Origin of the sequence: Brevibacillus brevis (genome assembly GCF_001039275.2) — a bacterium.
GTDB lineage: Bacteria > Bacillota > Bacilli > Brevibacillales > Brevibacillaceae > Brevibacillus > Brevibacillus brevis_C.
This window is the reverse complement of the sequence record NZ_CP030117.1, coordinates 27,501-51,744: the sequence shown is the minus strand read 5'-3', so window position 1 is coordinate 51,744 and position 24,244 is coordinate 27,501. Positions and strand designations below refer to the sequence as shown.

The 24,244-nt window shown below is 45.0% G+C and carries 22 protein-coding genes, 1 tRNA gene and 1 other annotated feature (1 of these 24 running past the window's edge); of the genes, 4 read left to right on the top strand and 19 right to left on the bottom strand.

The window, feature by feature from the left end:
- Positions 1 to 49 precede the first annotated feature (49 nt).
- Entirely contained in the window at positions 50 to 1,285 is a 1,236-nt protein-coding gene (locus tag AB432_RS00325; RefSeq protein WP_048035514.1) for a hypothetical protein, read from the bottom strand.
- 49 nt (positions 1,286 to 1,334) lie between these two features.
- Here AB432_RS00325 and AB432_RS30440 point away from each other — a divergent pair, with 49 nt between their 5' ends.
- Together AB432_RS30440 and AB432_RS00315 are read left to right on the top strand one after the other, a co-directional pair.
- Entirely contained in the window at positions 1,335 to 1,679 is a 345-nt protein-coding gene (locus AB432_RS30440; protein WP_235617587.1) for a hypothetical protein, read from the top strand.
- 204 nt (positions 1,680 to 1,883) lie between these two features.
- A complete protein-coding gene (locus AB432_RS00315; RefSeq protein ID WP_048035513.1) occupies positions 1,884 to 2,309 on the top strand; it encodes a DUF7832 domain-containing protein in 426 nt (141 codons plus the stop codon).
- 519 nt (positions 2,310 to 2,828) lie between these two features.
- Here the strand turns inward: AB432_RS00315 and AB432_RS00305 are convergent.
- Complete coding sequence (locus AB432_RS00305) at positions 2,829 to 3,359, bottom strand: hypothetical protein (protein WP_235617712.1); 531 nt, start codon at positions 3,357 to 3,359, stop codon at positions 2,829 to 2,831.
- An 843-nt stretch (positions 3,360 to 4,202) separates the two neighbouring features.
- On the opposite strand from AB432_RS00305, the gene AB432_RS00300 reads away from it, so the two are divergent.
- A complete protein-coding gene (locus tag AB432_RS00300; RefSeq protein ID WP_048035510.1) occupies positions 4,203 to 5,480 on the top strand; it encodes a hypothetical protein in 1,278 nt (425 codons plus the stop codon).
- A gap of 388 nt (positions 5,481 to 5,868) precedes the next feature.
- Here AB432_RS00300 and AB432_RS00295 read toward each other — a convergent pair whose 3' ends face one another.
- From AB432_RS00295 to guaB, 17 genes are all read right to left on the bottom strand, one after another.
- The gene (locus AB432_RS00295; protein WP_048035509.1) at positions 5,869 to 6,264 is read right to left on the bottom strand and encodes a hypothetical protein; all 396 of its coding nucleotides are present in this window, start codon (positions 6,262 to 6,264) and stop codon (positions 5,869 to 5,871) included.
- 62 nt (positions 6,265 to 6,326) lie between these two features.
- Positions 6,327 to 6,986: an AIPR family protein gene (locus tag AB432_RS00290; RefSeq protein ID WP_048035508.1), complete on the bottom strand. Its 660-nt coding sequence runs from the start codon at positions 6,984 to 6,986 to the stop codon at positions 6,327 to 6,329.
- 164 nt (positions 6,987 to 7,150) lie between these two features.
- Positions 7,151 to 7,227: transfer RNA gene (locus AB432_RS00285), tRNA-Arg, on the bottom strand.
- Between the two features lie 138 nt (positions 7,228 to 7,365).
- Complete coding sequence (locus AB432_RS00280; protein ID WP_048035507.1) at positions 7,366 to 8,385, bottom strand: histidinol phosphate phosphatase domain-containing protein; 1,020 nt, start codon at positions 8,383 to 8,385, stop codon at positions 7,366 to 7,368.
- Positions 8,379 to 9,179, bottom strand: coding sequence for a DeoR/GlpR family DNA-binding transcription regulator (locus tag AB432_RS00275; protein WP_048035506.1), 801 nt, complete (start codon positions 9,177 to 9,179; stop codon positions 8,379 to 8,381). Before AB432_RS00275 ends, AB432_RS00280 begins: the two co-directional genes overlap by 7 nt.
- The gene (locus AB432_RS00270; RefSeq protein ID WP_048035505.1) at positions 9,163 to 10,182 is read right to left on the bottom strand and encodes an ABC transporter ATP-binding protein; all 1,020 of its coding nucleotides are present in this window, start codon (positions 10,180 to 10,182) and stop codon (positions 9,163 to 9,165) included. The genes AB432_RS00275 and AB432_RS00270 overlap by 17 nt, the downstream gene beginning before the upstream one ends.
- Complete coding sequence (locus tag AB432_RS00265; protein WP_048035504.1) at positions 10,182 to 10,970, bottom strand: ABC transporter permease; 789 nt, start codon at positions 10,968 to 10,970, stop codon at positions 10,182 to 10,184. Before AB432_RS00265 ends, AB432_RS00270 begins: the two co-directional genes overlap by 1 nt.
- Entirely contained in the window at positions 10,967 to 11,812 is an 846-nt protein-coding gene (locus AB432_RS00260) for an ABC transporter permease (protein WP_048035503.1), read from the bottom strand. Before AB432_RS00260 ends, AB432_RS00265 begins: the two co-directional genes overlap by 4 nt.
- A gap of 60 nt (positions 11,813 to 11,872) precedes the next feature.
- Complete coding sequence (locus tag AB432_RS00255) at positions 11,873 to 12,682, bottom strand: alkaline phosphatase family protein (RefSeq protein WP_048035502.1); 810 nt, start codon at positions 12,680 to 12,682, stop codon at positions 11,873 to 11,875.
- Positions 12,672 to 13,769 (bottom strand): ABC transporter substrate-binding protein, encoded by a 1,098-nt coding sequence (locus AB432_RS00250; protein ID WP_048035501.1) that lies wholly within the window; start codon positions 13,767 to 13,769, stop codon positions 12,672 to 12,674. Before AB432_RS00250 ends, AB432_RS00255 begins: the two co-directional genes overlap by 11 nt.
- A gap of 191 nt (positions 13,770 to 13,960) precedes the next feature.
- Positions 13,961 to 15,250, bottom strand: coding sequence for an isocitrate lyase (gene aceA / locus AB432_RS00245; RefSeq protein ID WP_048035500.1), 1,290 nt, complete (start codon positions 15,248 to 15,250; stop codon positions 13,961 to 13,963).
- A 26-nt stretch (positions 15,251 to 15,276) separates the two neighbouring features.
- Positions 15,277 to 16,884 (bottom strand): malate synthase A, encoded by a 1,608-nt coding sequence (aceB, locus tag AB432_RS00240; protein ID WP_048035499.1) that lies wholly within the window; start codon positions 16,882 to 16,884, stop codon positions 15,277 to 15,279.
- A 420-nt stretch (positions 16,885 to 17,304) separates the two neighbouring features.
- Positions 17,305 to 18,585: a serine--tRNA ligase gene (gene serS, locus AB432_RS00230; RefSeq protein WP_048035497.1), complete on the bottom strand. Its 1,281-nt coding sequence runs from the start codon at positions 18,583 to 18,585 to the stop codon at positions 17,305 to 17,307.
- A 52-nt stretch (positions 18,586 to 18,637) separates the two neighbouring features.
- Positions 18,638 to 18,863: a binding site (T-box leader), on the bottom strand.
- 127 nt (positions 18,864 to 18,990) lie between these two features.
- On the bottom strand, positions 18,991 to 19,566 hold the full coding sequence (gene pdxT, locus AB432_RS00225; RefSeq protein ID WP_048035496.1) for a pyridoxal 5'-phosphate synthase glutaminase subunit PdxT: 576 nt from the start codon (positions 19,564 to 19,566) through the stop codon (positions 18,991 to 18,993).
- A gap of 10 nt (positions 19,567 to 19,576) precedes the next feature.
- Positions 19,577 to 20,461, bottom strand: a complete 885-nt coding sequence (gene pdxS, locus AB432_RS00220; RefSeq protein ID WP_012683798.1) for a pyridoxal 5'-phosphate synthase lyase subunit PdxS — start codon at positions 20,459 to 20,461, stop codon at positions 19,577 to 19,579.
- A gap of 106 nt (positions 20,462 to 20,567) precedes the next feature.
- The gene (locus AB432_RS00215) at positions 20,568 to 21,884 is read right to left on the bottom strand and encodes a D-alanyl-D-alanine carboxypeptidase family protein (protein ID WP_048035495.1); all 1,317 of its coding nucleotides are present in this window, start codon (positions 21,882 to 21,884) and stop codon (positions 20,568 to 20,570) included.
- 188 nt (positions 21,885 to 22,072) lie between these two features.
- Entirely contained in the window at positions 22,073 to 23,533 is a 1,461-nt protein-coding gene (gene guaB / locus AB432_RS00210) for an IMP dehydrogenase (RefSeq protein ID WP_048035494.1), read from the bottom strand.
- Between the two features lie 166 nt (positions 23,534 to 23,699).
- Between guaB and AB432_RS00205 the strand changes: the two genes are divergently transcribed.
- Positions 23,700 to 24,244, top strand: partial view of a YaaC family protein gene (locus tag AB432_RS00205; RefSeq protein WP_048035493.1) — the 5' portion only. The gene runs 469 nt beyond the window's last position; only the first 545 of its 1,014 coding nucleotides appear in the window; its start codon is at positions 23,700 to 23,702; its stop codon lies beyond the right edge, outside the window.

Below are 24,244 nucleotides of genomic sequence, written 5' to 3'. Positions count from 1 at the left end.
TAACCCGTCTCCAGCTAGCCTGAAAACGGGTTTTGCTTTTTACTGGTTTCTATTTGGAGGAATTAAATTGATCAAACAGCCCGCTTCCAGAGCTTTTTGGCTGTTCTTTTTTGTTTGCGGCTTCAAATTGCTGAAACAGTCCGCCGTCATACTTCTTTTTTTCTTCTACTCTTATTTCTTTCTTTTTCGGTAGGGGCTGTTGAATCGGTGTTCTTTCTGGCTTTACAGGCTTTACAGGCACTACATTCTTTTTCTTTCTCGTACTTTTCGTATTTTTCGTAATGATCTTGTTAGGGGGTTGCTTCTTCCTCTTTCTTTTTCTATTCATAAACCAATAAGATAAAGGAAAAATGCCGAACATAATCGTACCGGCTGTAATCAAATACAGCTTCCAGATCGATTGCCTTTTCTCTTCCTCCTTTTTTTCTTCCCGCATCTTTTGGACAACCTGTTCAAAATCAAGAACCTTATAATTTTCTTTAACAGACGACAGGTTCTTTACAAACCCAACCGAGCCGCTTCCATAATAGATAAAATTGCGCAGGGCATTGTTTACTGTCATCTGGTATATGTATCCAGTCGGGACACCTGAATCCCGGATTTTTTCTTTGATCTCTCCCATAAGATCAGGAGAAGTCGGATCAATCATTTGGTCATATTCCAAAACTTCATAGTTCTTACTTTCATTTTTCCCTACTAACTGAACATTTTCTTCATTATTGAACAGAAAATACCTCGGAATCCTATTGATATTCTTCCGATACACTTTGTTTTTCGGGAAATTATGCAAGGCCATTTCGTTGCTATGCATTTCCAGTGTCTGCTCTGACAGCAGTACTTCTTCTGCATCGATGATGGGGAGGTTTTTCTCTAAGGCTTCGTATTTAGGGAGCCATTGAATCGTGCCATCCGAGCGTAAAAACAAGTATATTTGCATATATTGAAAGGATGTCAAATAAATTTGATTGGTTGGTAAGCTATGAAGATAATACTCTTTTTCAAATGGTGTTGGATTGAAATTGTATGGGATGTTGAATACTGTTGCCCCACCTAGCTCAGTCTCATCTACCTCTTCTAACTGCCCGTTATTATGTACGGTAAAGTATAAAGAACCATTATGAGTTGGGTCACCCCATATGGTCGTATGATAAAATTGATTCGGTTGTAAATGGTATGGTCCAATACCACCATCGATTTGTATTAAGAGTTCGTTCCGCTTGATTCTTTCCTCTTCCGCTACGGCTTCTTCGGTCGTTTCCTCTTCTTGGCTAGCCTCTTCTTCCACGTTTTCTTCATCATCGTCGTCATCGTCATGCTTTTTGATTTTAACCGGCTTGGATGATTTGAAACCGCTTGAAGGCTTTGCGCTTTTTATCGACGAGCTTGAACTTTTGCTGGATGAGCCTGAGCTTTTTCCTGAAGAATATGAGCTTCTGCTGGACGAGCCTGAGCTTTTGCTTGAGGAGGATGAGTTTGTACTCGATGAGCCTGAGCTTCTGCCCGACGAATATGAGCTTGTACTCGATGATCCTGAACTTTTGCCGGACGAATATGAGCTTGTACTCGATGATCCTGAACTTCTGCCTGAACTACTGGAACTAGATGAACTTGAGCTTCGAGATGACGCAAGCTCTACAGGAAGGATTACTAGACTAATCATGACAGCGCTAAGAAAATAGGCAAGCAATTTCCGCATGAAATATGACCCCTCTATGAACCAACCAATGGTTCTCTCTATATAACAGTTAAATACTACCACTTCACTTCATGGCAATGCTACAAAATTCCTAACCTTCCTTCTTCATCCTCTTTTGGCTTTTTACGATTATATCTTTCCTGTATAATTTTTGGAAAATAGGAAAATTGAAAGAGAGGATTCACTAGTGACAACGGTATACGATAAAGCGAAATATCATTACGAAAACTTTGAAGAGGATCTTCCGCAAAAACAGGCATACGTACATACAGGCTTTTTCATCGGCTGGTTGATTGAAAATGATATGGTTAGCGGGGATTTTCAAAAGAGTTTCGAAAACCTGATTGCTGATTTTAAACAAAGGAAGATTACGGGTCCTGAAGTTTATGAGAAGACGGGTGGAGTATTTGCAAAAGACATGCTGAATGAAAAAGGAAACCAGTTCGCGATGTTTTACTTCGATTTCGATACGGGGGAGTATCGCTATCATTATCTAGAAGCGTTTGATTGCGAGCCAAGTGTGTATCACGTGGAAGATACTTGGGAGAATTACGATCATATAAAAGATTGGATCGACAACGAGTACGAGTACTGGTGTGAGAAAAATGAATAAGACCGCGTGAGTACGCGGTCCTTCCTACCAAATTGGCGTAAATTCCGAGTAGCAGACGTAATTTCTCATGACATGTCTATCTAAGGGGAAAACATGAAAAAACTTTTTATATTTTGTGCTAACGGTGCCATTGCTATTTGGTTCATGATTCTTTGGCTCTACAAGGTGCTACTTTCCAGTGATATTCCTATGTCCATTTCTTCGGATGAAATGAAAAATATGGTTCTAACATTACTTGTCTCCACAATTGTAGTCCTGCTCTATGTAAAAGTTACATCTAACACAACCTTGTTTTATTTCCTTGTTATCCCTTCTTTTCTTTGGGGCTTTTCAATGGTTGAATCCTTAATCAAAGGCTACCATGAATACCATACAATCATTACGATCACTGGATTTATTAGTAGTATAGTGATTCTTAGAATTTGCTATTTACATGCTAGACGCCTCTCCAAATCATCTTAAACAAAGAACGTCCACTCCTATTTAAAGTGAACGTTCTTTTTGCGTTTGTCATCTTCATTATTTCTTCAGGATGAAATCAGACATGACTGCCTTCTCCCACTGGATTCCTTTTGGACTCACATTGGTGTAAAGCGTTATAGAACCCGCATCTTCAACTACGGCTTTCAAATGAAAGCTCATTTCCTTGGGCTGCAAATATTCATCATACAGCTGTTGGTAGTTGGGGTCTTTCTTTTCTTTTGCGGCTTTGATGTAGTCCACGGTGTCAGGGTCTTTCTCAAAGTTTTTGTACTTCACTTGATACCCGAATGTCGCTTCCACTTTTCCGTCTACTGTTTTCTCTTCATAATCCGACAGGGTAAACTCCAGCAGCTCATAGTAGGGGGAGAAAGCTTTGTTGCTCTCTTCTTGCATATAGCTTGCGATTTGGTTATAGCTTGTAGAGTTGTCGATCGATTGTTTCGGTTCTGTGGTGGTCTTCGTTACTTCTTTTGCAGATGGCGAGGCTGTCTGATTTTGTACAACCGCATCTGAGCTGCAACCGCTGAAGAAAATAGCGAAGACCATAGCCATACATCCTACAATCACTTTTTTCAAAAGAAATCCCCCCTTTTTTCGTTCGTCATTTGATATACGTTATACATTTCAAGCATGCTACACATCTCAACAAAAAAAGAAAAAACCTTGATACGCCAAGGCTTTTTCTTCGATGGCGTCCCCGAGAGGATTCGAACCTCCGACCTACAGTTTAGGAATTATACGAAATGCGCCTTATCCTCTTCCGTGGCGAACCATCCGCCCCTGAAAAACATTATGATATAAAGTTTAAATATTTAAAGTTTTCTGACTCAAGGTGTCCTCATAGCCAATCTGTTTATTCACAACACTCACAAATGCCTGTTTGCTCAATTTATCCAGCGAACTCTCAACCACAAAAATTGCATTTTGTTCATTACGTCTACCGATGTCTAATTAAGGTCATAAATAATACCTATTGTTGTTTGGTCTTTGTCCCAACATCTTATGTTCCTCCAACAAGTGCCCCAAACAGAACTACAAATAAGCCCCGCCTTCTATAAGTAAAGTGACGGCTGTAATCTATATTGTTTCAAGTTATAACAAAGGTAATTCTGGTCAATCTACTGACTATCCTTATAGTCATAGTTCAATTCTTCCGTCAACTTAACTACCTCCTGTAATACTAATAAATTCAGCAATAGTTGCCAAGCGCTCAATGATCTTGTCTATTCTGATTGCTATATAAGCTGAACTGATCGCTGTTACCACGAAACAAACAGTAATTATCCAAGACTGCACATTATTAAACGACATAATGATCACGCCTTTACTTTTTTGTGAAATTTCCATTTTTTGGTTGTCTATACTTATCCTTCATGGTAAATTATACCATAAAAAGGGAGGTATATTAAAATGTCCAAAAAAAATATTAAATCATCTGTTACTAGCCTCGTTTTGGCTGGTGTTTTAGTATCTGCTGTAATGTTACCAAATTTATCAGTTCAGAGTGCATTTTCAAAATCATCTAAAGAGTTGCTATTTTCATCCGAAATGAATTCTGAAAATGCAGAAAAGGGATTGGATTTCAAACACGACTCTCTCAAAAGTGTCAAAAAGACTCTGGAAGATAAAAAAATCCAAGTAAAATCGATAAATCCAGATGATAAAGTAGATTTATCAGAGTACAATTCTATTGCATATAATTATAAAGATGTAGAAAAAAACAAAAAGCTACAGAAGGAATTACAAGAAGAACTTCAAAATGGTAAGAAAGTGTATTTATTTGGCGGACTTACTATAAAAGAATATTGCGATCTGCTGGGTATTGACAAATTGTATACTCAAACAAAAATAGAAAGTGGAGATTCCCAAGAATCAATCGAGCTTGCTTTCTTTAATGAAGAGGATGAGAAAAAAGAAAAGAAAAAGAAAGATGGTACTGATAAGAATAAGGAATCCGAGAAACACGAAATTATAGGTTACACATTAGATGAAAATACCCCTTATAAAGTCTTTATTTCAGATATAAACAGCTATGATGAGGAGGGTAAAATTGAAATTGAAGATGAAATTTATCTCTCAGAAATCTTGCAGCACGAAAATAAAATTATTGAAAAGAGTGACTCCGAATTTTCTACTCGATCAAGCCGAGTTGTAGATAGTGATTACGATATTATTGCCTCCGCTTACTATATAACAAAAAAAGCCGGAGAAATTAATTCACAATGGAAACTGTACAAAGTTACCGATGAAGACGATAAAGAATATGACTATTTCTATGTAAAAGATACAAGTACTATTGAAACATATGAATGGCTTTGGGATGCAGAAGAGTTTACTATCAGACATGATCTGGTATTTGATAGTGACGAATTAGATGATGCTGAACCAAATGATACCTCCAGTAACCCGTATAAAGTAAGTTTAGGTTACCCTTATAGCATTGGTTTCGAATATGAAATTGACACAGAACCAGACATGGATCTCACATTGAATAAATCTAATGATTATGCAAAATGGAAGGTTACTGGAAGTCAATTAGAATCATCAGATGACTATGAATTCGTGACTGCATGGGCTGCAACAGGTAGCTACACTAAACTGGATATCAGCCATAAAGTTAATTTTTATGCAGGTATTGACGTTGAAACAGATGCAGACCAATCTATTTCTATTAGTTACAATTACTAATATGCCTTAATTACTTTGTTGGTGTAGTTCATATTTTACTATTTGACTCACATGTTAATGCCCTCCCCCGGATTGTTCCGATGGAGGGCCTCAAACTTTTCGGCTAAAACTTTAAATATCCATCCCGGTGGTGAAGCTGCTACCCATAAAACTGTAGTTGATTTGTCTACAGCCCAAGAATACTGACTAATCAAGGGATTTCATCTACAGTAACGGGCTGTGCATGTACTTTAGCTATTAAACGCTTATGGAAAGCCGTACTTTTAGTGAGTGTTGCAATACTTTTTCCGTTAGTTCCTTCGATAACTGTTCTTCTTATTATATCTACAGCTTCTTTAAAAGTACTTATCGAAATTTTGCTCAGTAATATTTGACCATTCTGCAAAGGTCAGCGCATTTCTCTTTCCAACATGTTCAAAAGTACCCAGCTCTTTCTGTGCGATTTGTACATATAAAGACAATAAAAAATATCAGCAGTATTTAAAAAGGAGTATTGCTTCAAATCCTTCGCTTTTATCCCCAGGTATTGAAGAATTTCTGTTTTTTGTTTACTTCTTATACAACGTCTATAATCGCTAATAATTTTCATAATTCTTGTATAGATTTTAAAAGCAAAAATAATCCTATCAGCATTTATATTGTTCAGTATTTCAGGTAAGTTTTCTTCATTAAAAAGCAAGGATTTCTTCATTTTTGCTAAGGGAGCTAAGTTTAAATAAACACTTGCATACAATTGAATAGCTAACTCAAGACTTATTGTCTTACTTTGATTGATTCCGAACAATTCTATTTTCTCTTTTTTCGATAATTGTTTTTTTAAGAGTTCGATCTTATTTGCTTGTCGCTCTAAAAAAATCCTAACTTATCTAAATCCTCTTCAAGTTGCCTTACTATGGGTAAATTGGATATTAAGTAACTATCTTTAATTTCTGTCTGTGAGTTTAAAAAAATGGATATATTCTGCCTGATAATTGGGTCATTAATCTCTATTACTGTTACTTGAACAAATCCATCTTGTAGGTTACCTTGTTTTTTTGCCTCAAGTAAGCTATTCATAGTTTGACACCCATTAACAACCATCGGATTTGATACCTTTAATCTTTTTCTGGTATCAATATATTTCACTTTCGGAGAAACCATTACAATCCCATTGTTATATAAATGAAAATTAATTATGTCATCCTCAGATGTTGCTGTTTGAATGATACCATTATTAAATTTATTGTTCACTCCATGAAATAACCTTACGTTTTCATCAAAAATAATATCTTGATATTTCAAACAAACATCAGCTAATTCATTTAATGAACAATGAATAGAATATGTTGCCGCATTGTCAGATGTTAATATACCTGTACTCGAACCAGATTGAACTAAATCTATTTCAAAAGCCTCATACTTTTTCTTGCTGGTATATATGATGTTTGCGATACGCTCTTTATCGTATAACTCCCAGTAAATCTTGTTTCCAGTATCCTTGATTTGTTTTAATTCAGTTGAAAGCACTATTTCACCATGATTGCTGAGAGGACTAGTATAAGAAACAAAAACCAGCTTAAAGCCTCCGAAAGATACTATAAATTATCTTTTTGCGAGAGTCACATCCTTCCAACAACACAACATCCATAAAAAGCAAAAAACCTCGATACATCAAGGTTTTTTGCTTTTTATGGCGTCCCCGAGAGGATTCGAACCTCCGACCTACAGTTTAGGAAACCGTTGCTCTATCCTGCTGAGCTACGGGGACAAGTATGATTTGTGGCAAGGAGACTTTTTCTGACCCCGCACCTACTTTCTTATTATATGTGTTTATCCATTTTTCGGCAAATACAAGTCGGATGTGTAGATAACAAAAAAACCTTGGCATCCCAAGGTTTTTTGCATCTTAAATAATATTTTGCTCAAAATCACAGATTGGCTTCATAATCCGTTGACGACCGGAAAAAGTAGCAATCTCCGTTACCCCCAATGAATGGAGGTTTTCCAGATTCTCTGCCACGTATCTCCCAATATCGTCGGGAAAGTGGGCGTCGGACGAAAGTGTCAGTGGAACACCATGTGCCACCAAAACGTCGAGGAAAGCGGGACTGGGGCACATTTCCTGAACGGGATAGCGGTAGTACAGACCCGCATTGATTTCGGTCGCGGTATCCGTTTCTTTCAAAGCAGTTGCGATTCGGTGGTAATAGGGGACAAGCTCCGATTCCTCCGGGCGATAGGAGAACACTTTCAGATTGTCCAGATGGGCAACAAAATCAAACAAGTTGCTCCTGATCATGGATTCAACCGTGTGGAAAAAGTCCGCGTATAACTGTTTTAGGTCATGTTGCTCAAACAATTGACGAGTCTCGGGATTGTCAAAGCCCCATCCTTGCAAAAAATGAACGGAGCCGATCACATAATCCCACGAAGCGCCTGCGAGCAAGCCCTCCAATTCTGCTTCCCCGCCGATAAAGTAATCTGCTTCAATACCCAACCGCAACTCCACGCCGCTTGCCGACCAACGCTGCTTTGCTGCCTCAATGGCGACACAAAAGTCACTGAGGCTCTCGGTGCATACTTGATCAAGCCACGTTCGCTGCAAGCGCCCCAAATCGGTGTCGCCCAGCTCCATATACCGTTCAAAGTAGGGACGCGCTTCACGAAAGCGGTATAAATGATCGACAATCCCCACTTCCTTCAAGCCTTTGTTTAACGCTTCACGTAAATACAGATCGATCCAGGACGGGTCGTATGCCCCCAATGACATGCGGTTATTTAATCGCGCAAGACTATTCAGCAGCCAAGCACGGGTATGTCGAGGTTCAGTCAACGGATAAAAGTGGTCGAGGGCCACATTGGTACGGTCGAGCCAACGCAATGAAAAAGGCCCTTCTTCCAGATGAAAATGATAGTCGATCAGCATGTGAAGTCTCTCCTTTCCGGATGTTCGCTTATCCAGGTAGTTTGCATGCCAGACGATAGCCATTCATCCGGCATCGGCTGGTCACAAACAACCGCGCTGACATCCTGCCAGCCGCAAATACGAAAAAATTGCGTTTGGCCGATCTTCGATGTATCTCCTAATACATAGACTTGCTCCGCCCGCTGTACCATCATGGTCGAGCACAGCGTTTCTTCCATGTCATAGTCGGTGAAGCCATCAGCCGTCATTCCTCCACAGGAAATAAAAGCTTTATCAAAATGAAAACGAGAGAGTAGCTCGCAGGTAAACGCCCCGGCAACCGATTTTTGGGCCGGATGGGTCAGCCCCCCCAGCATAATGACCTGACCGTTGAATTGATTGGCTTCCAACAGCTCGTTTAGTAAAGAAGCAGCGGGAAGCGAATTCGTGACAATCGTTAATTGGTTGAGACCCTTTATAGCGCGTGCCAATTCCAGTGTTGTCGTCCCGACATCGAGCGCGATGGTATCCCCGTCAGACAAAAGTTCTGCCGCGATTTGCCCGATTTTCGTTTTTGCGGTTTGTTGGATCGCCTGTTTCTTTTCAAAGTGCGGTTCGCGTTTCGCCAAATGATAAGGGATGGCTCCTCCGTACACTCGCTTTAACAAACGTTGCTGTTCCAACTGGTCCAGATCACGTCGTATTGTCTCCGGTGTTACTGCCAGGTTTTTTGCCAGACTCATCACCTGAATTTTACCGTGGCGGTTCAATTCGTCGAGAATCACTTGCTGTCGTTCTTCAGGCAATAGTGTCATAAAGCGGAATCACATCCTTGGGACTTACATACAATGTTTTTGTTGTGCCTATCTGCTCCTGCTCGAAGGACAGGTGAAGAGTGTCCACCAGTACAGGAACATCACCAATGTTCAGCTCGTAACGGGTAATGTTGCCGAGCATGGTTACCTGAGCGATATTCCCGGTCAAACAGATGTCCTCCCCATCCAAAGGCTGTTCGCGAAACGTCTCAGGACGAATTGCGAAACGTTCAACTGCCGGATGAGACAGTTTTGGCGTGATTCGGTTAAGTTGCTCGGCAGTCAGCACGTTGTAATTGCCAATGAAGCGAGCAACAAATTCAGAACGAGGTTGCGTGTAAATCTCTTGAGGACTGCCGTGCTGAACGATCCGTCCGCCATTCATGATGTAGATGCGGTCACTGACAGCCATGGCTTCTTCCTGATCGTGAGTAACCAGCACAGTCGTCATGTTTAACTCACGTTGAATGGTGCGTAGCTGCTTTTGCAAATTTTTACGAATCTGGGCATCAAGCGCACTAAGCGGCTCATCCAGCAGAAGCACTTTTGGCCGGGTGACCAGAGAACGGGCGAGTGCCACACGCTGCTGCTGACCGCCAGACAATTCACGCGGGTAAGCCTGCTCCTTTCCCACCAATCCCACCAGCTCAATCATTTCCTGGACACGCAGCCGAATCTCCGTTTTCGAGATTTTGTTCATTTCCAGGCCAAAGGCAATGTTTTGACTGACCGTAAGATTGGGGAAAAGCGCATACGATTGGAACACCATGCCGATCTGCCTGTCTTTTGGCGACACGTCCGTTACATCTTTTCCGTCAATGTAGATCGTGCCCGTATCAGGAGCCGTCAAACCACTGAGGATGCGTAACAGCGTGCTTTTGCCACATCCGCTAGGGCCAAGCAAGGTAACCAGCTCGCCTTTTTCAATCGCAAGATCAAGTTGCTGCAGCACGTGTTGACCGTGAAAGGTTTTGGACAAGTGTTCGATTTGGACGTAACTCATCAGGGGACCTCCTTGCGTGCGAAGCTTCGGCGCGTGAATTTTACAACCAGGCCAGTGATAATAGCCATCAGGACAAAATAAGTGACCGTAATCGCGCTGGCGACATGTCCACTTGACGATAGCTTGGCGTACAGATACATCTGCAGGGTTTCGTATCTTCCTCCCACGAGGATGTTAATCAATACGAATTCACCGAACAAAATGGAAAACGACAAGAGTGAGGACACGAAAATTCCAGACATGATATTCGGAACGATAATCCGTACGAATGCCTGCCAGTGGCTCGCACCCAATAGCTCGGCTGCCTCCATCAACGAACGTGCCTGCATGGCAAGCAGGCTGTTGCGCGTTCCCTGATAAAGATACGGAAGCAATCCGACTAGATACGCCCCGGCGGTTATGATGACCATTGGAATCCCGTTTCCTGAATAAGTACGGATCAATCCGACCGCCATAATGACACCCGGAACGGCATAGGTCAGCATCACCAAAATCTGAACCAGCCTCTCCATCCGGGGAGCGTAGACGATAATGGAGAATACAGCAGGAACAATAACGACGACGGCAACGACAGTCGTCAGAAAGCTGAGCAGAAAAGAACGCCCGAATGCCTGCAAGAATCGGGGATCAGCATACAGCTCCGCGAACCATTTTCCTGTGAGTCCTTCCGGCAAAACCGTGCTGTTCCACTCGGTTGCCAATGAGTACAGGATGGTAGCCGCTACAGGCAAAAACAAATACAGCATGACTAACGCAAACGACAAGGATGGCAAACTGATCCGCTTCAAGACAAATCCCTCCGAATCTTCCGCGTCAGCCACTCGTTCACGAGGAGGGCGGCGGCAAGCGTCAGGCCAAGCAGTACAGCGAGAGCGCTACCCAGCTCGGGTCTGGCAAAAATGTCACCAGATACTAGCGCACCAATCCGAATGGGCACCAGATTGTAGCTGCTCCCGGTGAGCGCGTAGGCAGAAGCATAGGCACCCATTGCATTGGCAAACAGAATGCTGAATGTACCGACGATGCCTGGAAGCAGTACCGGAAAACCGATTCTCAGCCAAAACTTCCATGGACTTGCCCCAAGCAGCTCGGCCGCTTCCATCCATTGCTTCTGAATGGCGTTGTACAGGGGATACAAAAGCATTACCGCCAGGGGCAGTTGAAAATAAATATAGACAAGCGTCAAGCCGCTCCACGAATACAAAGTAAAGGACTGTCCAAAATCAATCCCCAGTTGCTTCGCGAGTAAAACAAACAATCCACTGTTTCCCAACAGGACAATGAAGGCAAAAGCGAGCGGAATCCCTGCAAAATTGGAGGTTAGATTGGTAATGACAAGCACTCGCTGTTGCAGAGACTGAGGGAAACGGGTAATCGCATAGGCAGCGAAAACAGCAACGACGATTCCAATGAGAGCAGACAGGAACGAGATGAGCACGCTGTTCTCAAAAGCCTGCAAGTAATATGGATTTGCAAAAATCTCACGATAGTGACTCATGGTAAAACCGCCGCCTCCCTCGGCCTGAAAGCTTCCTCCAATCATGGAAAGCAACGGGACGAGAAGAAACAGAGCGATCATTGCAAAGAACGGAATCGTCGTGATCCAAAACATACTGACAAATCGTTTCATCGCAAAAGCTCCTTTCTTAGAGGAAAAGACGCCCCCTTAGGGAGACGTCTTACTCAGCCCTCATACGTTCAATGGCTGCATCTCTTTCGAGGGGGAGATGCCAAGCAAATGGCAGGCAAGCGGAGCCACCTGCAATTGCGGGATTGCCTCCTCGCGAATACCCGGAGAGATCAGGTTGCTGATGACAAACAGGGGGACGTCCCGGTCAGCGCTAGAAGTGCCGCCATGATTTCCATCGGCTGTCATCCCGTGATCCGCTGTCACGATAATTTGATAACCCGCATCGATCCACGCAGGAAGCACATTTGCCAGTATCGAATCTGCCGCCAGAACGCGATTTCGATAGTGTGCGGAATCGGCCGTATGCTTGTGGCCATCATCGTCGATGTTCATGGAGTGGACGTAAAGAAAATCCGGATTGTATCCATTCAACAAAAAGTTGGCGTCAGCAAACAAGTGTGTATCCGGATAGTGATCCTCCCAGTAGAACATCCCGTTTTGGATCGGCTTGTCGGTGTTCAATTGGATTCGGTCGTGAAACGGACTGAACGGGGCCTTGTTATAAAGCTCGCTTACCCAGCCATAAGCCGCAGCAGCGTTGGACATCCCGTTTTTCCGCGTCAGGTGAAAGAGACTCTCCTGGTGCGAAAGCCGAACCTTCTGATTGCTGGAAATGCCGTTTTTCCACACAGGGGTTCCCGTTAAAAGAACCTCATACAAAGGACGAGAGAGACTGGGCAATTCCGATCGTACCTGAAAGCGGGCTGCTATGCCGTATTCGACCAGGTGATGCAGGTACCCCATGTGCGAGATGGCTGTGTCAAATCTCAATCCGTCGAGCACAATCATCGCGAGCTTCCTAGCGCACATGGATTAACACCTTCTCTTGCCATAACTGCGGCAACTTTTTAGCCGTCTCTTCCCAAGCAGTCAAATCGCCCACCGGACGTGCGTTTTTATACATTTCATCGGGGAGCAGCATGGCTTTAGCGGATTCATCCAGCTTGGCGTTGGCGCGAATCGGTCGTGCATAGCCGCGCGCCAAATTGGACTGTCCAGCGTCGGAGAGAATGTATTCACGAGCCAGCATGGCAGCGTGTGGGTGCTTGGCGTATTTGTTGATAACCGTAGCGTACCCGCTGCTGACTGATGCTTCCTCCGGGATGAGGACATCAAAGCGGTTTTTATCGATTTTGTCCCGATACCCGAGCGCGTTGAAGTCCCACAGGATCGCGACTTCGATTTCACCTTTTTCTAGATTGGCAAGACTCGGATCACTCGTACTAAGCCGCTTGTTTTTTGCCAACTCAGCGAAAAAGTCAATGCCGGGCTGAATATTTTTCTCATCTCCCCCATTCGCATAGGCGGCGGCCAGAACGGCAAACTGTGCCTGATTCGCTTTCATGACATCGCCGATCGCGATCTTGTAGCTTCCGTTTTTCAAATCTGCCCAGGTCTTGGGAGGATTTTGCACCTTTGTCTTGTCTGTGATAAAAGCCAGTGTTCCGGTATAGCCTAGCAACCAATGTCCTTCATCATCTTTTGCCCAGTCGGGAATGTCGTTCCAGTAAGAGGTTTTGTAAGGCAGCGTCAGCCCTTTTTGCTTGGCCAACGGTCCAAATGCGATGCCTACGTCACCGATGTCTGCTGTGGCGTCTTCTTTTTCCGCTTCAAACTTAGCCAATTCTTCTGCGCTCGACATGTCGGTGTCGGTATGCTTTAAGCCGTATTCCTTTCCGAGATTGCTCCAGGTCTCTCCCCAGTTTGCCCACGTATCCGGCATACCCACGGAGTTGACTTCTCCCTCCTGCTTCGCTTTTTCCACGATTTGATCCAGGGTCAATTGCGACGTATCCAGAGAAGTGCCTGATTTCGTCTCGGTGGCACATCCCGCAAGCAGAAAAACGGATGTCATGATAACAACGGTTCGTTTCCAGCTTAACTGGTTCCCTCTCATCTTTAAGGCCCCTTTTCGTTTTTATTTGTGTTTGATCTTTTGGTTTTTTCTAATCTAATCGTAAACAACCAAAATGAAACTGATATAAATGCGTTGTTAAAAAGCTATTAAGACTCTATGAAAAATAGAAGTGAACGCAAAAAGTGGCCCTCTGAATACCAGAGAACCACCTCGTCCTTTGTTTTTCCTCTTTAATTGTGAGCAAATTGCTCCTCTTCCGTAGACCCGCTGAGTGCAGTCGTGGAGGAATTGCCGCCTGAGATAACTTGCGCAACCTCATCGAAATACCCGGTACCCACTTCACGCTGATGACGAGTAGCCGTATAACCATGTACCTCGCTAGCGAACTCAGCCTGCTGCAATTCAGAGTAGGCAGCCATTCCGCGATCACGATAGCCGCGCGCCAGTTCAAACATGCTGTAATTCAGGGAGTGGAAGCCAGCAAGCGTGACAAATTGGAACTTGTAGCCCATCTCGCCGATCTCTTCCTGAAAGCGAGCGATAGTCTTTTCATCCAGCTTCTTTTTCCAGTTGAAAGAAGGAGAGCAATTGTAGGCTAACAGCTTGCCTGGGTATTTGGCATGAATCGCTTCGGCAAAACGGCGTGCTTCCTCCAAATTTGGCTCAGAAGTCTCGCACCAGATCAAATCTGCATACGGAGCGTACGCAAGTCCACGGGCAATCGCTGCATCCAATCCGCCGCGTAGACGGAAGAACCCTTCTGCTGTTCGTTCACCCGTCAGGAATGGTTTATCCTGCTCGTCGATGTCGCTGGTAATCAGGAAAGCGCCATTGGCATCGGTACGTGCCACGATAATCGTCGGAACTCCCATCACATCTGCCGCAAAGCGGGCGGAAATCAGATTACGTACGGCTGCTTGCGTCGGAATGAGTACCTTTCCGCCCATATGGCCGCATTTTTTCTCGGAAGCCAGCTGGTCTTCAAAATGCACCCCTGCTGCACCTGCTTCAATCATGCCCTTCATCAATTCAAAGACGTTCAGTGGCCCACCAAAGCCCGCTTCTGCGTCCGCTACGATCGGAGCAAACCAATTCGTCTCTGTACCGCCCTCTGATTGATCGATCTGATCAGCTCGTTGTAATGCCTGATTAATTCTTTTTACGACTTGGGGAACGCTGTTTGCCGGGTAGAGGCTTTGATCAGGATACATCTGACCAGACAGATTGGCATCGGCCGCTACCTGCCAGCCACTCAAGTAAATCGCTTTTAATCCTGCCTTTACCTGCTGAATCGCTTGATTCCCGGTCAAAGCCCCCAACGCTTTAATATGGTGCTCGGTATGCAAGAGGCCCCACAGACGTTCTGCTCCGAGACGAGCCAGCGTATACTCAATTTGTACGGAACCGCGCAGACGAACAACATCTTCTGCCGAATACGGACGTGTAATTCCTTGAAAACGCTCCTCCTGCCAGCTTTGCTCCACCTGTTGAATCGCTTCTTGCTTGTTTACTTTCGTCATTTTCATTTCCCCCACTCTTTTTATTTTTACAAATAGCGATAACCCGGTACCGTTAGGAAGTCTTCGAAATCTTCTGTCGTTACCAATTGCAAGAACAGATCACCAGCAATTGGATACTTGCTGTTGTCGTATCTCTCTTGGCCGATTGCTTGCTTGATCGCTTGCAGCTCCTCACTCAGCCACTGCTTCACCAAGCCTTCTGTCACCTTTTTACCATCCTGCAAGACTCCGTGACGGTGACGCATCCATTGCCAGACCTGTGCCCGCGAAATTTCTGCTGTAGCCGCATCCTCCATCAGATTGTTGATCGGCACAGCCCCAGAGCCTCGCAACCAAGCCTCGATGTACTGCAAGCCTACGCTAATGTTCGTACGGACACCCGCTTCTGTAATCGTGCCCTCTGGAACTGCCAGCAGTTGCTTAGCGGATACGTCTACGTCTTCACGTTTGTACCAAATTTGGTTCGGCTCTCTCATCAGGCGATCGAATACTTCCATGGCTACCGGCACTAGCCCAGGGTGAGCAACCCAAGTCCCATCATGTCCATCGTACGCTTCCCGCTCTTTGTCAGCGCGTACTTTAGCGATGGCTTCTGCATTTTGTACCGGGTCATTTTTCACCGGAATTTGTGCAGCCATTCCGCCAATGCAGGGCGCCATCCGTTTATGGCAAGTCTTCACGGCCAGCGTGGTATATGCTTTCATGAACGGCACTGTCATGGTTACTTGCGCACGATCCGGTGTAATGACATCAGGCTGATTCCGCAGCTTTTTGATATAGCTGAAAATGTAGTCCCAACGTCCACAATTCAGTCCTGCACTATGCTCGCGAAGCTCATACAGAATCTCATCCATCTCAAAAGCAGCGAGAATCGTTTCGATCAATACTGTCGCGCGAATCGTGCCGCGTGGAATATTTAATTCATCCTGCGCGAAAAGGAAGACGTCGTTCCAAAGGCGGGCCTCCAAATGGCTCTCCAGTTTCGGTAAGTAAAAATACGGTGCTGTCTGATTCGCGATAAGAGCATCTACGTTGTGGTAAAAGTAAAGTCCGAAGTCAAGCAAGCTGCCGGAGATCGGTTTTTGATCGAGGAGGATGTGCTTTTCTTCAAGATGCCAGCCACGAGGACGCACGATCAAAACAGCCGTCTTTTCATTGAGGGTGTATGATTTGCCTTGTGGACTGATGTAAGAGATATTGCGGCGTACCGCATCCTTCATGTTGATTTGGCCTTGGATGGTGTTCTCCCAGGTCGGTGAGTTCGCGTCCTCAAAATCAGCCATGAAAAGCCGAGCACCCGAGTTCAGCGCATTGATGACCATTTTCCGGTCACCCGAAGGTCCCGTAATCTCCACCCGTCTGTCTTGCAAATCTTTGGGCAATGGAGCAACAGTCCAATCTCCTTTACGAATGTCCGCTGTTTCCTGTAGAAAATCGGGCAGTTGACCTGCATCAATCTGCAATTGACGCTCCACACGTTTAGCCAACAATTGCTGGCGTCTTTCGCCAAACTTTTGCTCCAGCTTCATTACAAATTGGATTGCTTCTGGTGTCAGGATATCTTGATAACCGGGGTGCATCTCACCGGAAATCTGAACCCCCAGCGGATATGGATTCGTTGGTACGGTAGTCAAAACAGCTCCTCCTCCCTCAATTCAAAGTTATTATGGTACAGATAAGTAAAATATTTTTTATTATATAACAGTAGTAGCAAAAAAAATGTCCTTACTCCTGATACCCACTGCCACTGCAATGGCTGCAGCTTACATGCCCGTCTCCCAAGCAATTGTGGCAAGCCGCTCCGTTGGCATCATGACCAACGCCTCCACATTTTGGGCAATTTTGTTCTCCGTTTCCTTCACATCGATAGCAGTCCATTCTCCATTCCTCCATTTCTGTATTAAAACAATATTCTTAAAATTTGTTTTTATTATATAACAGAGATTAGTACAGTGCAACACGTTTTTTGAAAAAATCCACCTGTATTAGTACACAATATAAAACAGCCCTTGACCCGTTATGGATCAAGAGCTGCTTTCCAAATCTCTCGCTTATTACTTCGGTGCAATCTTATCTACTCCGCCCATGTACGGACGAAGAACTTCTGGAACCACGATTGTTCCGTCTGCCTCTTGGTAGTTCTCCAAGATCGCTGCTACTGTACGTCCAATCGCCAAACCAGACCCATTCAATGTATGCACAAATTCCGGCTTCGATTTCGTATCGCGACGGAAACGAATATTGGCACGGCGCGCTTGGAAATCTTCAAAGTTCGAGCAAGACGAGATTTCACGGTATGTGCCGCCGCTTGGAATCCAAACTTCCAGGTCGAATTTCTTCGCAGCCGTAAATCCTAGATCGCCTGTACACATGCTCAGGACACGGTATGGCAGACCAAGCAGTTGAAGCACCTTTTCAGCGTTTTTCACCAGTTTGTCGAGCTCTTCATAAGACTCTTCTGGTTTCACGAATTTCACCAGCTCAACTTTGTTGAATTGATGCTGACGAATCAACCCACGCGTATCACGGCCCGCAGAACCCGCTTCCGAACGGAAACATGCGCTGAAAGCAGTGTAGTAGCGAGGGAGATCCGCTCCATCCATGATCTCATCACGATGCATATTGGTGACCGGCACCTCTGCGGTTGGAATCAGGAAGTAATCTGGCCCCTCGATTTTGAACGCATCCTCTTCGAACTTAGGCAATTGACCCGTTCCCGTCATGCTCGTACGGTTGACGATATACGGCGGGATCACTTCTTCATAGCCATGCTCATTCGAGTGCAAATCCATCATGAAGTTCATCAGTGCGCGCTCCAGGCGTGCGCCCATGCCTTTATAGAAAACAAAACGGCTACCTGTTACTTTTGCCGCCGTTTCAAAATCGAGGATGCCTGCTTGGCTAGCGAGCTCCCAGTGAGGCTTAATCTCGAAGTCAAATGCACGTGGCTCTCCCCATGTCCATGCAATCACGTTATCGTCTTCTGTCGTACCGATCGGCGTGCTCTCATGCGGCAGGTTCGGGAGGCTCAGCAAAATGAACTCCAGCTGCTCATCCAGTTGGCGCAGCTCTTCATCCAAAGCCTTGATGCGCTCATTTACTTCTTTCATTTCTACGATCAGATGGTCTGCATTTTCCTTATTGCGTTTCATAACCGCTACTTGCTCGGATACCGTGTTACGCTTATTTTTCAGCGCTTCTGCTTCTTGGATGACTTCGCGACGCTTTTCATCTACTTCCACAAATTGATCCAACGCAGAAATATCTTCATTGCGGTGAGCCAAACGGCGTTTTACTTCTTCCAGATCCTGGCGTAATACTTTTACGTCCAACATGTGTAAATCCCTCCGAATCGTATTGAAAAAAACAAAAAACACCCGTCCCCTGGTAAGGGACGAGTGTTGTATACCCGCGTTGCCACCCTCGTTGACACATGCAGCAATCCTTCATACATATGCCCACTCTTCCGTCATAACGGGACGGTTCCGGGCAAAGTTGTTGTTCCTTTGCCACTCCGAGATGGATTCCTTCACATGACCGGATCGGTTTGCACCTACCACCGACTCTCTAGGCCTGGCTCTTGTGAAGTACTTGTTCTCATCATCGCATTCTCATTCATGAATACTATTATTGTTAACTGTACTACAGGTTCTATACGTATGTAAAGAGCAGCCCACCTCGATCTTTACAGAAAAAAGAAGATCGGCGCCTTTTTGACGGCCGATCTTCCGATATGACAACTAGCTTCTGTATTCCTTGACCATGTCGAGGAAGTATTTGTGCAGCCTTGTATCTTCGGTCAATTCTGGATGGAAGGCTGCTGCCAAATAGTGACCGCTTCGAGCGACAACAATCTTGTCTTCATGTTTGGCCAAGACTTGACCGTTTTCTCCCACTTCCATGATATACGGTGCCCGGATGAACACTGCCGGGTAATCTGCCGCCACACCCGCAACAGGCATCAAGACCTCAAAGCTCTCCTTTTGGCGACCAAAGGCATTCCGCTCAACTTTGATCTCCATCAAGCCTAAATGGCAATCGTCTTGTCCTTGAATCTGTTTTGCCAGAAGAATCGCTCCTGCGCAAGTTCCGAAGATCGGCTTGTTCGCCTTACCGAACTCTTGAACCGCCTCCATGAATCCGTACTTGTGCATCAGCTTGCTAATCGTGGTGCTCTCTCCGCCGGGAATGACCAGCCCGTCGAGGTCATCCAGTTCTTCTACTTTTTTGACCGGGACGGCTGTGGCACCAACCTCTTCTAGCATTCGCACATGTTCTGCTACAGCTCCTTGTAGAGCGAGTACGCCAATTTTCATGCTACTCACCTTACCAGCCGCGCTCTTGCATGCGATCAGCTTCACGAATTTTGGAGATTTCGATTCCTGGCATTGCCGTTCCCAAGCCTTTGGATACGCGAGCAATCAGTTCGTAATCCGTGTAGTGGGTAGTCGCTTCCACAATCGCGCGAGCAAACTTCTCTGGATTCTCTGATTTAAAGATACCAGAGCCTACAAACACGCCATCGGAGCCCAATTGCATCATCAGGGCAGCATCTGCTGGTGTTGCTACTCCACCTGCTGCGAAGTTTACGACTGGCAGCTTACCTGTTTTGTGTACCTCTTCAAGCAGTTCGTATGGGGCACCCAGGTTTTTAGCTTCCGCCATCAGTTCATCGTAGGACATGGCTTGCACTTTGCGGATTTGGGACATCATCGTGCGCATATGACGAACAGCCTCTACAATGTTTCCGGTTCCTGGCTCACCTTTTGTGCGGATCATGGATGCACCTTCACCAATACGGCGGAGAGCTTCACCCAGATCACGGGCACCACATACAAACGGTACAGTGAACTCTTTTTTATTGATATGGTACAAGTCATCTGCTGGTGTGAGTACTTCACTCTCATCGAGGTAATCTACACCCAGAGACTCGAGAACACGCGCTTCAACAAAATGACCGATACGAGCTTTCGCCATAACAGGAATCGAAACAGCATTCAGTACTTCCTCTACAATGCTAAGGTCAGCCATACGCGCAACTCCACCAGCTGCACGAATGTCAGACGGTACACGCTCCAAAGCCATTACAGCAACAGCACCCGCTGCTTCTGCAATTTTTGCTTGTTCAGCATTCACGACGTCCATAATGACGCCGCCCTTTTGCATTTCAGCCATACCTCTTTTAACGCGGGACGTTCCTACTTGTACCATTACAAATACCCCCTACATCATGAGTCAGAACCGAAACTGTTATGCGGTGTTATGGTTCCAGTTACCGTCATTGTAAACGATAGATGTAGGGGAAAACAATAGTTATTTAATTTCCTGTTCCACTGCTAAACAAATTGCTGAAAAACTCTATGATGCTGCGGAAGAACAGACGAATCCAGCTGGCTTCCTCTACTGCCTGTCCTGCTACGATATCCACACCTGCTTTTGCTGCGTCTTCAGGCTGCAAGTAATCAGTTTCTTTCACACCTTCTTCTTTCAAAACGATCTTACCGACAACTTGTCCTTGCTGAATCGGTGCGGTTAGCTCCTGGAAGGTAACAGTTGGTGTGTATTTTGCTTCCGTACCGGTTTTTGTGATCATATTTACTTCGCTTCCTGTAACAACTGGTACTGTTACCTCTACACCGTTTTTTACAGGAGCTGTTTCAAATCCTTTGACTGGTACATTCTTGTCCATTTGTTTTGTGAGTTTGAAATTGCCAAAACCGTAGTCCATGAGTTTTCTCGTCTCAGCAAAACGCTTTGTCTCGGAGCTTGTTTTCATCACAACGCTAATCAAACGCATGTTGTCGCGAACAGCCGTACCTGTAAAACAATAACCTGCTGCATTTGTATGCCCCGTTTTTAATCCGTCTACACCTGGGTAGTAGCTGATCAAACCAGGCAGCATCCAGTTAAAGTTTTTCTTGCTCCACTCATTTGGTGTACCTGTACGGAAGGTGAAGCTTGGTTTTTTGGCGGTCTCCAACGCATCCGGGAAATCGTGAATCAGCGCACGGGCAAGGATTGCGGAGTCACGAGCAGACATCAGGTTTTCTGTTTGTTCGGTCTGAACAGAGTATGGACCCAACTCATTGGCTGGCAAACCAGTAGAAGTGACGAACGAAGTATTTTTCATACCAAGCTCTGCTGCCTTTTTGTTCATCAGTTCAACAAAGGCTGGCTCACTGCCTGCGATCTTCTCAGCCAAAAGTACAGTAGCGTCGTTGGCCGATACGATTGCCATAGCTTCGTACAATTGTTTAACCGTAAAGGATTCGCCTAAATTCAAATACACACCAGACGAATCAGAAATTTTAGCGATATAAAACGCATATTCACTTACAGGGACGACATCATCCCATTTGATCTTCTTTTGCTTGATGGCATCATTAACCAGATATTCGGTCATCATTTTACTCATACTCGCAGGCGGAAGTGCTACGTCAGGATCTTTACTATAGAGAACCTTTCCCGTTGATGCCTCAACAAGAATGGCAGACTTCGCTTCCAGTTGTAAATTCGCTTGAGATGCTACAGGGGCAGCTTCCACCTTTGAAACCGTTCCTCCCATTGCTGCAGCAAAAACAGCGACAGAAAGGAACAGACCTGTCAATCGCTTTGTCCATGTCTTTCGCTTCATGTAATCTCTCACTCTCCTATTTCTGTCGATTTTATTTTTTCATGAAACAAGCACACAATTGTAAGTGTACCATAGTTTGCAGGGTAGCTTGAAGCGAGATTCCTCCTATTTCCACATGTTAGTAGCTAGTAAAAATCCCCTCTCTTTTTAAAAGAGAGGGGACGTAGGTCTTCCGTACTATTTTCCGCTTAAGAAATCGAGTAGTTAGGTGATTCTTTTGTAATTTGTACATCGTGCGGGTGGCTCTCACGCAAGCCAGCGCCGGTAATACGAACGAACTGGGAGTTTTGAATCAAATCCTCGATGGTTTTTGCTCCGCAGTATCCCATACCTGCCCGCAGTCCACCAATCAACTGATACGTAACATCCGCCAATGGGCCTTTGTAAGGAACACGACCTTCGATCCCTTCCGGAACGAGCTTTTGTGCGTTCTCTTGGAAGTAACGGTCCTTACTGCCGGCTTTCATCGCGCCAATCGATCCCATTCCACGATATACCTTGAAACGACGACCTTGGAAAATCTCAAATTCGCCCGGACTTTCTTCTGTACCAGCGAACAGACTGCCGATCATGATCACAGAAGCACCTGCACCAATTGCTTTTGGCAAATCACCGGAGTATTTAATGCCGCCGTCGGCAATAATTGGAATATTGTACTCTCGCGCTACCTGTGCACAATCGTGGATCGCTGTAATTTGCGGAACACCGATACCTGCTACGACACGAGTTGTACAAATGGAACCAGGACCGATACCAACCTTCACCACAGATGCCCCAGCTTCGATCAAATCGCGAGTAGCTTGTCCAGTTGCAACGTTCCCCGCGACGATGGTGAGCGTTGGGTATTCTTTGCGAACGGCTTTTACCGTTTCAATTACGCCTTTGGAATGCCCGTGAGCAGTATCAATCACCAATACGTCCACGCCAGCTTGTACCAGTGCAGCTGTGCGCTCAAACGTGTCTGCAGATACCCCAACAGCAGCACCACACAGCAAGCGGCCTTGGTTATCTTTTGCTGCATTTGGGTATTGGATGGCTTTTTCAATATCTTTAATCGTAATGAGTCCACGCAGGGTGTTGTTCTCATCCACCAACGGGAGCTTTTCGATCTTATGTTGTTGCAAAATCAATTCTGCCTGTTGCAGTGTAGTACCGACAGAAGCCGTCACCAGGTTTTCCTTGGTCATAACCTCTTTGATCTTGATGGAGAAGTCATGTACAAAGCGAAGATCGCGGTTGGTGAGAATTCCGATCAGCTTTTGATTCGCATCGACAATCGGAACACCTGAGATACGATATTTACCCATGAGAGCATTCGCTTCTTCGACAGTATGTTCTTGTGACAAAGAGAATGGGTTGGTAATAACGCCACTTTCAGAGCGTTTTACACGATCTACTTCGCTTGCTTGTTGCTCGATGGTCATGTTTTTATGGACAATCCCGATACCACCTTGGCGAGCCATGGCGATTGCAAGTCCAGACTCCGTTACGGTGTCCATACCAGCACTGATCAGAGGGATATTCAGCTTCACATTTTCACTCAATTGTACTCGTAGATCAACATCCCTTGGCAAAACTTCAGATTTTGCTGGAATAAGCAATACATCGTCAAACGTTAAGCCCTCTTTAACAAATTTGTCTTCCCGCACAGTTGAAAGCTCCTCTCGGCGAATAGTTTAAGACAGTTTAACAAACGGCTTAATTTACTGTCAAGAAATGAGTATATCGTTCGGTTATAGATTCTATTAGACAGATAAATCAAAAAACAATTAGGGAAACTTAACCATATTACGAAAATTGGTAAAGGTGGGTAACATGGATAACGCTTGGAAAACATTACGCTATTTTGAAACAGAACCAACTGCACGTAAATATTTGGCTGCCTGCTATCGTGACATGGGTGTCGAGCATGCGGAGCGACTAGCATTTCAACAAAGCTCGCGTTTCCTGTATCTATGGAGACAAGCCAGACATTTTTATTCCACTTCCGTTGTTGCTGACTTGTCCATCCAGCCATTGTTGCTGTTTTATGGCTGCTCTCACTTGTTGAAGGCGATGTTACTGACTCGTGATCCGTATTATCCCCAAAACAGTCGTGTTCTTCAACATGGTGTCACGACACGAAAGCTTAAACGAAACGCCTATATGCTAATGGAAGACGAAGTTCGTCCACAAAAGGAAGGGTTTTTTGCACAATTAGCTCACGCGTTCCAGCTTGTGCCGTTACAAGACCGCTATTCAGTCCATGACTTATTTTCATCCATCCCCAGCGTCAGCGATAGTTACGGAATTGCTACGGATAAACCGCGTAACTGGTTAACGCTAAAAATTGACGATATAAGCCATGATGATTTAGTTCG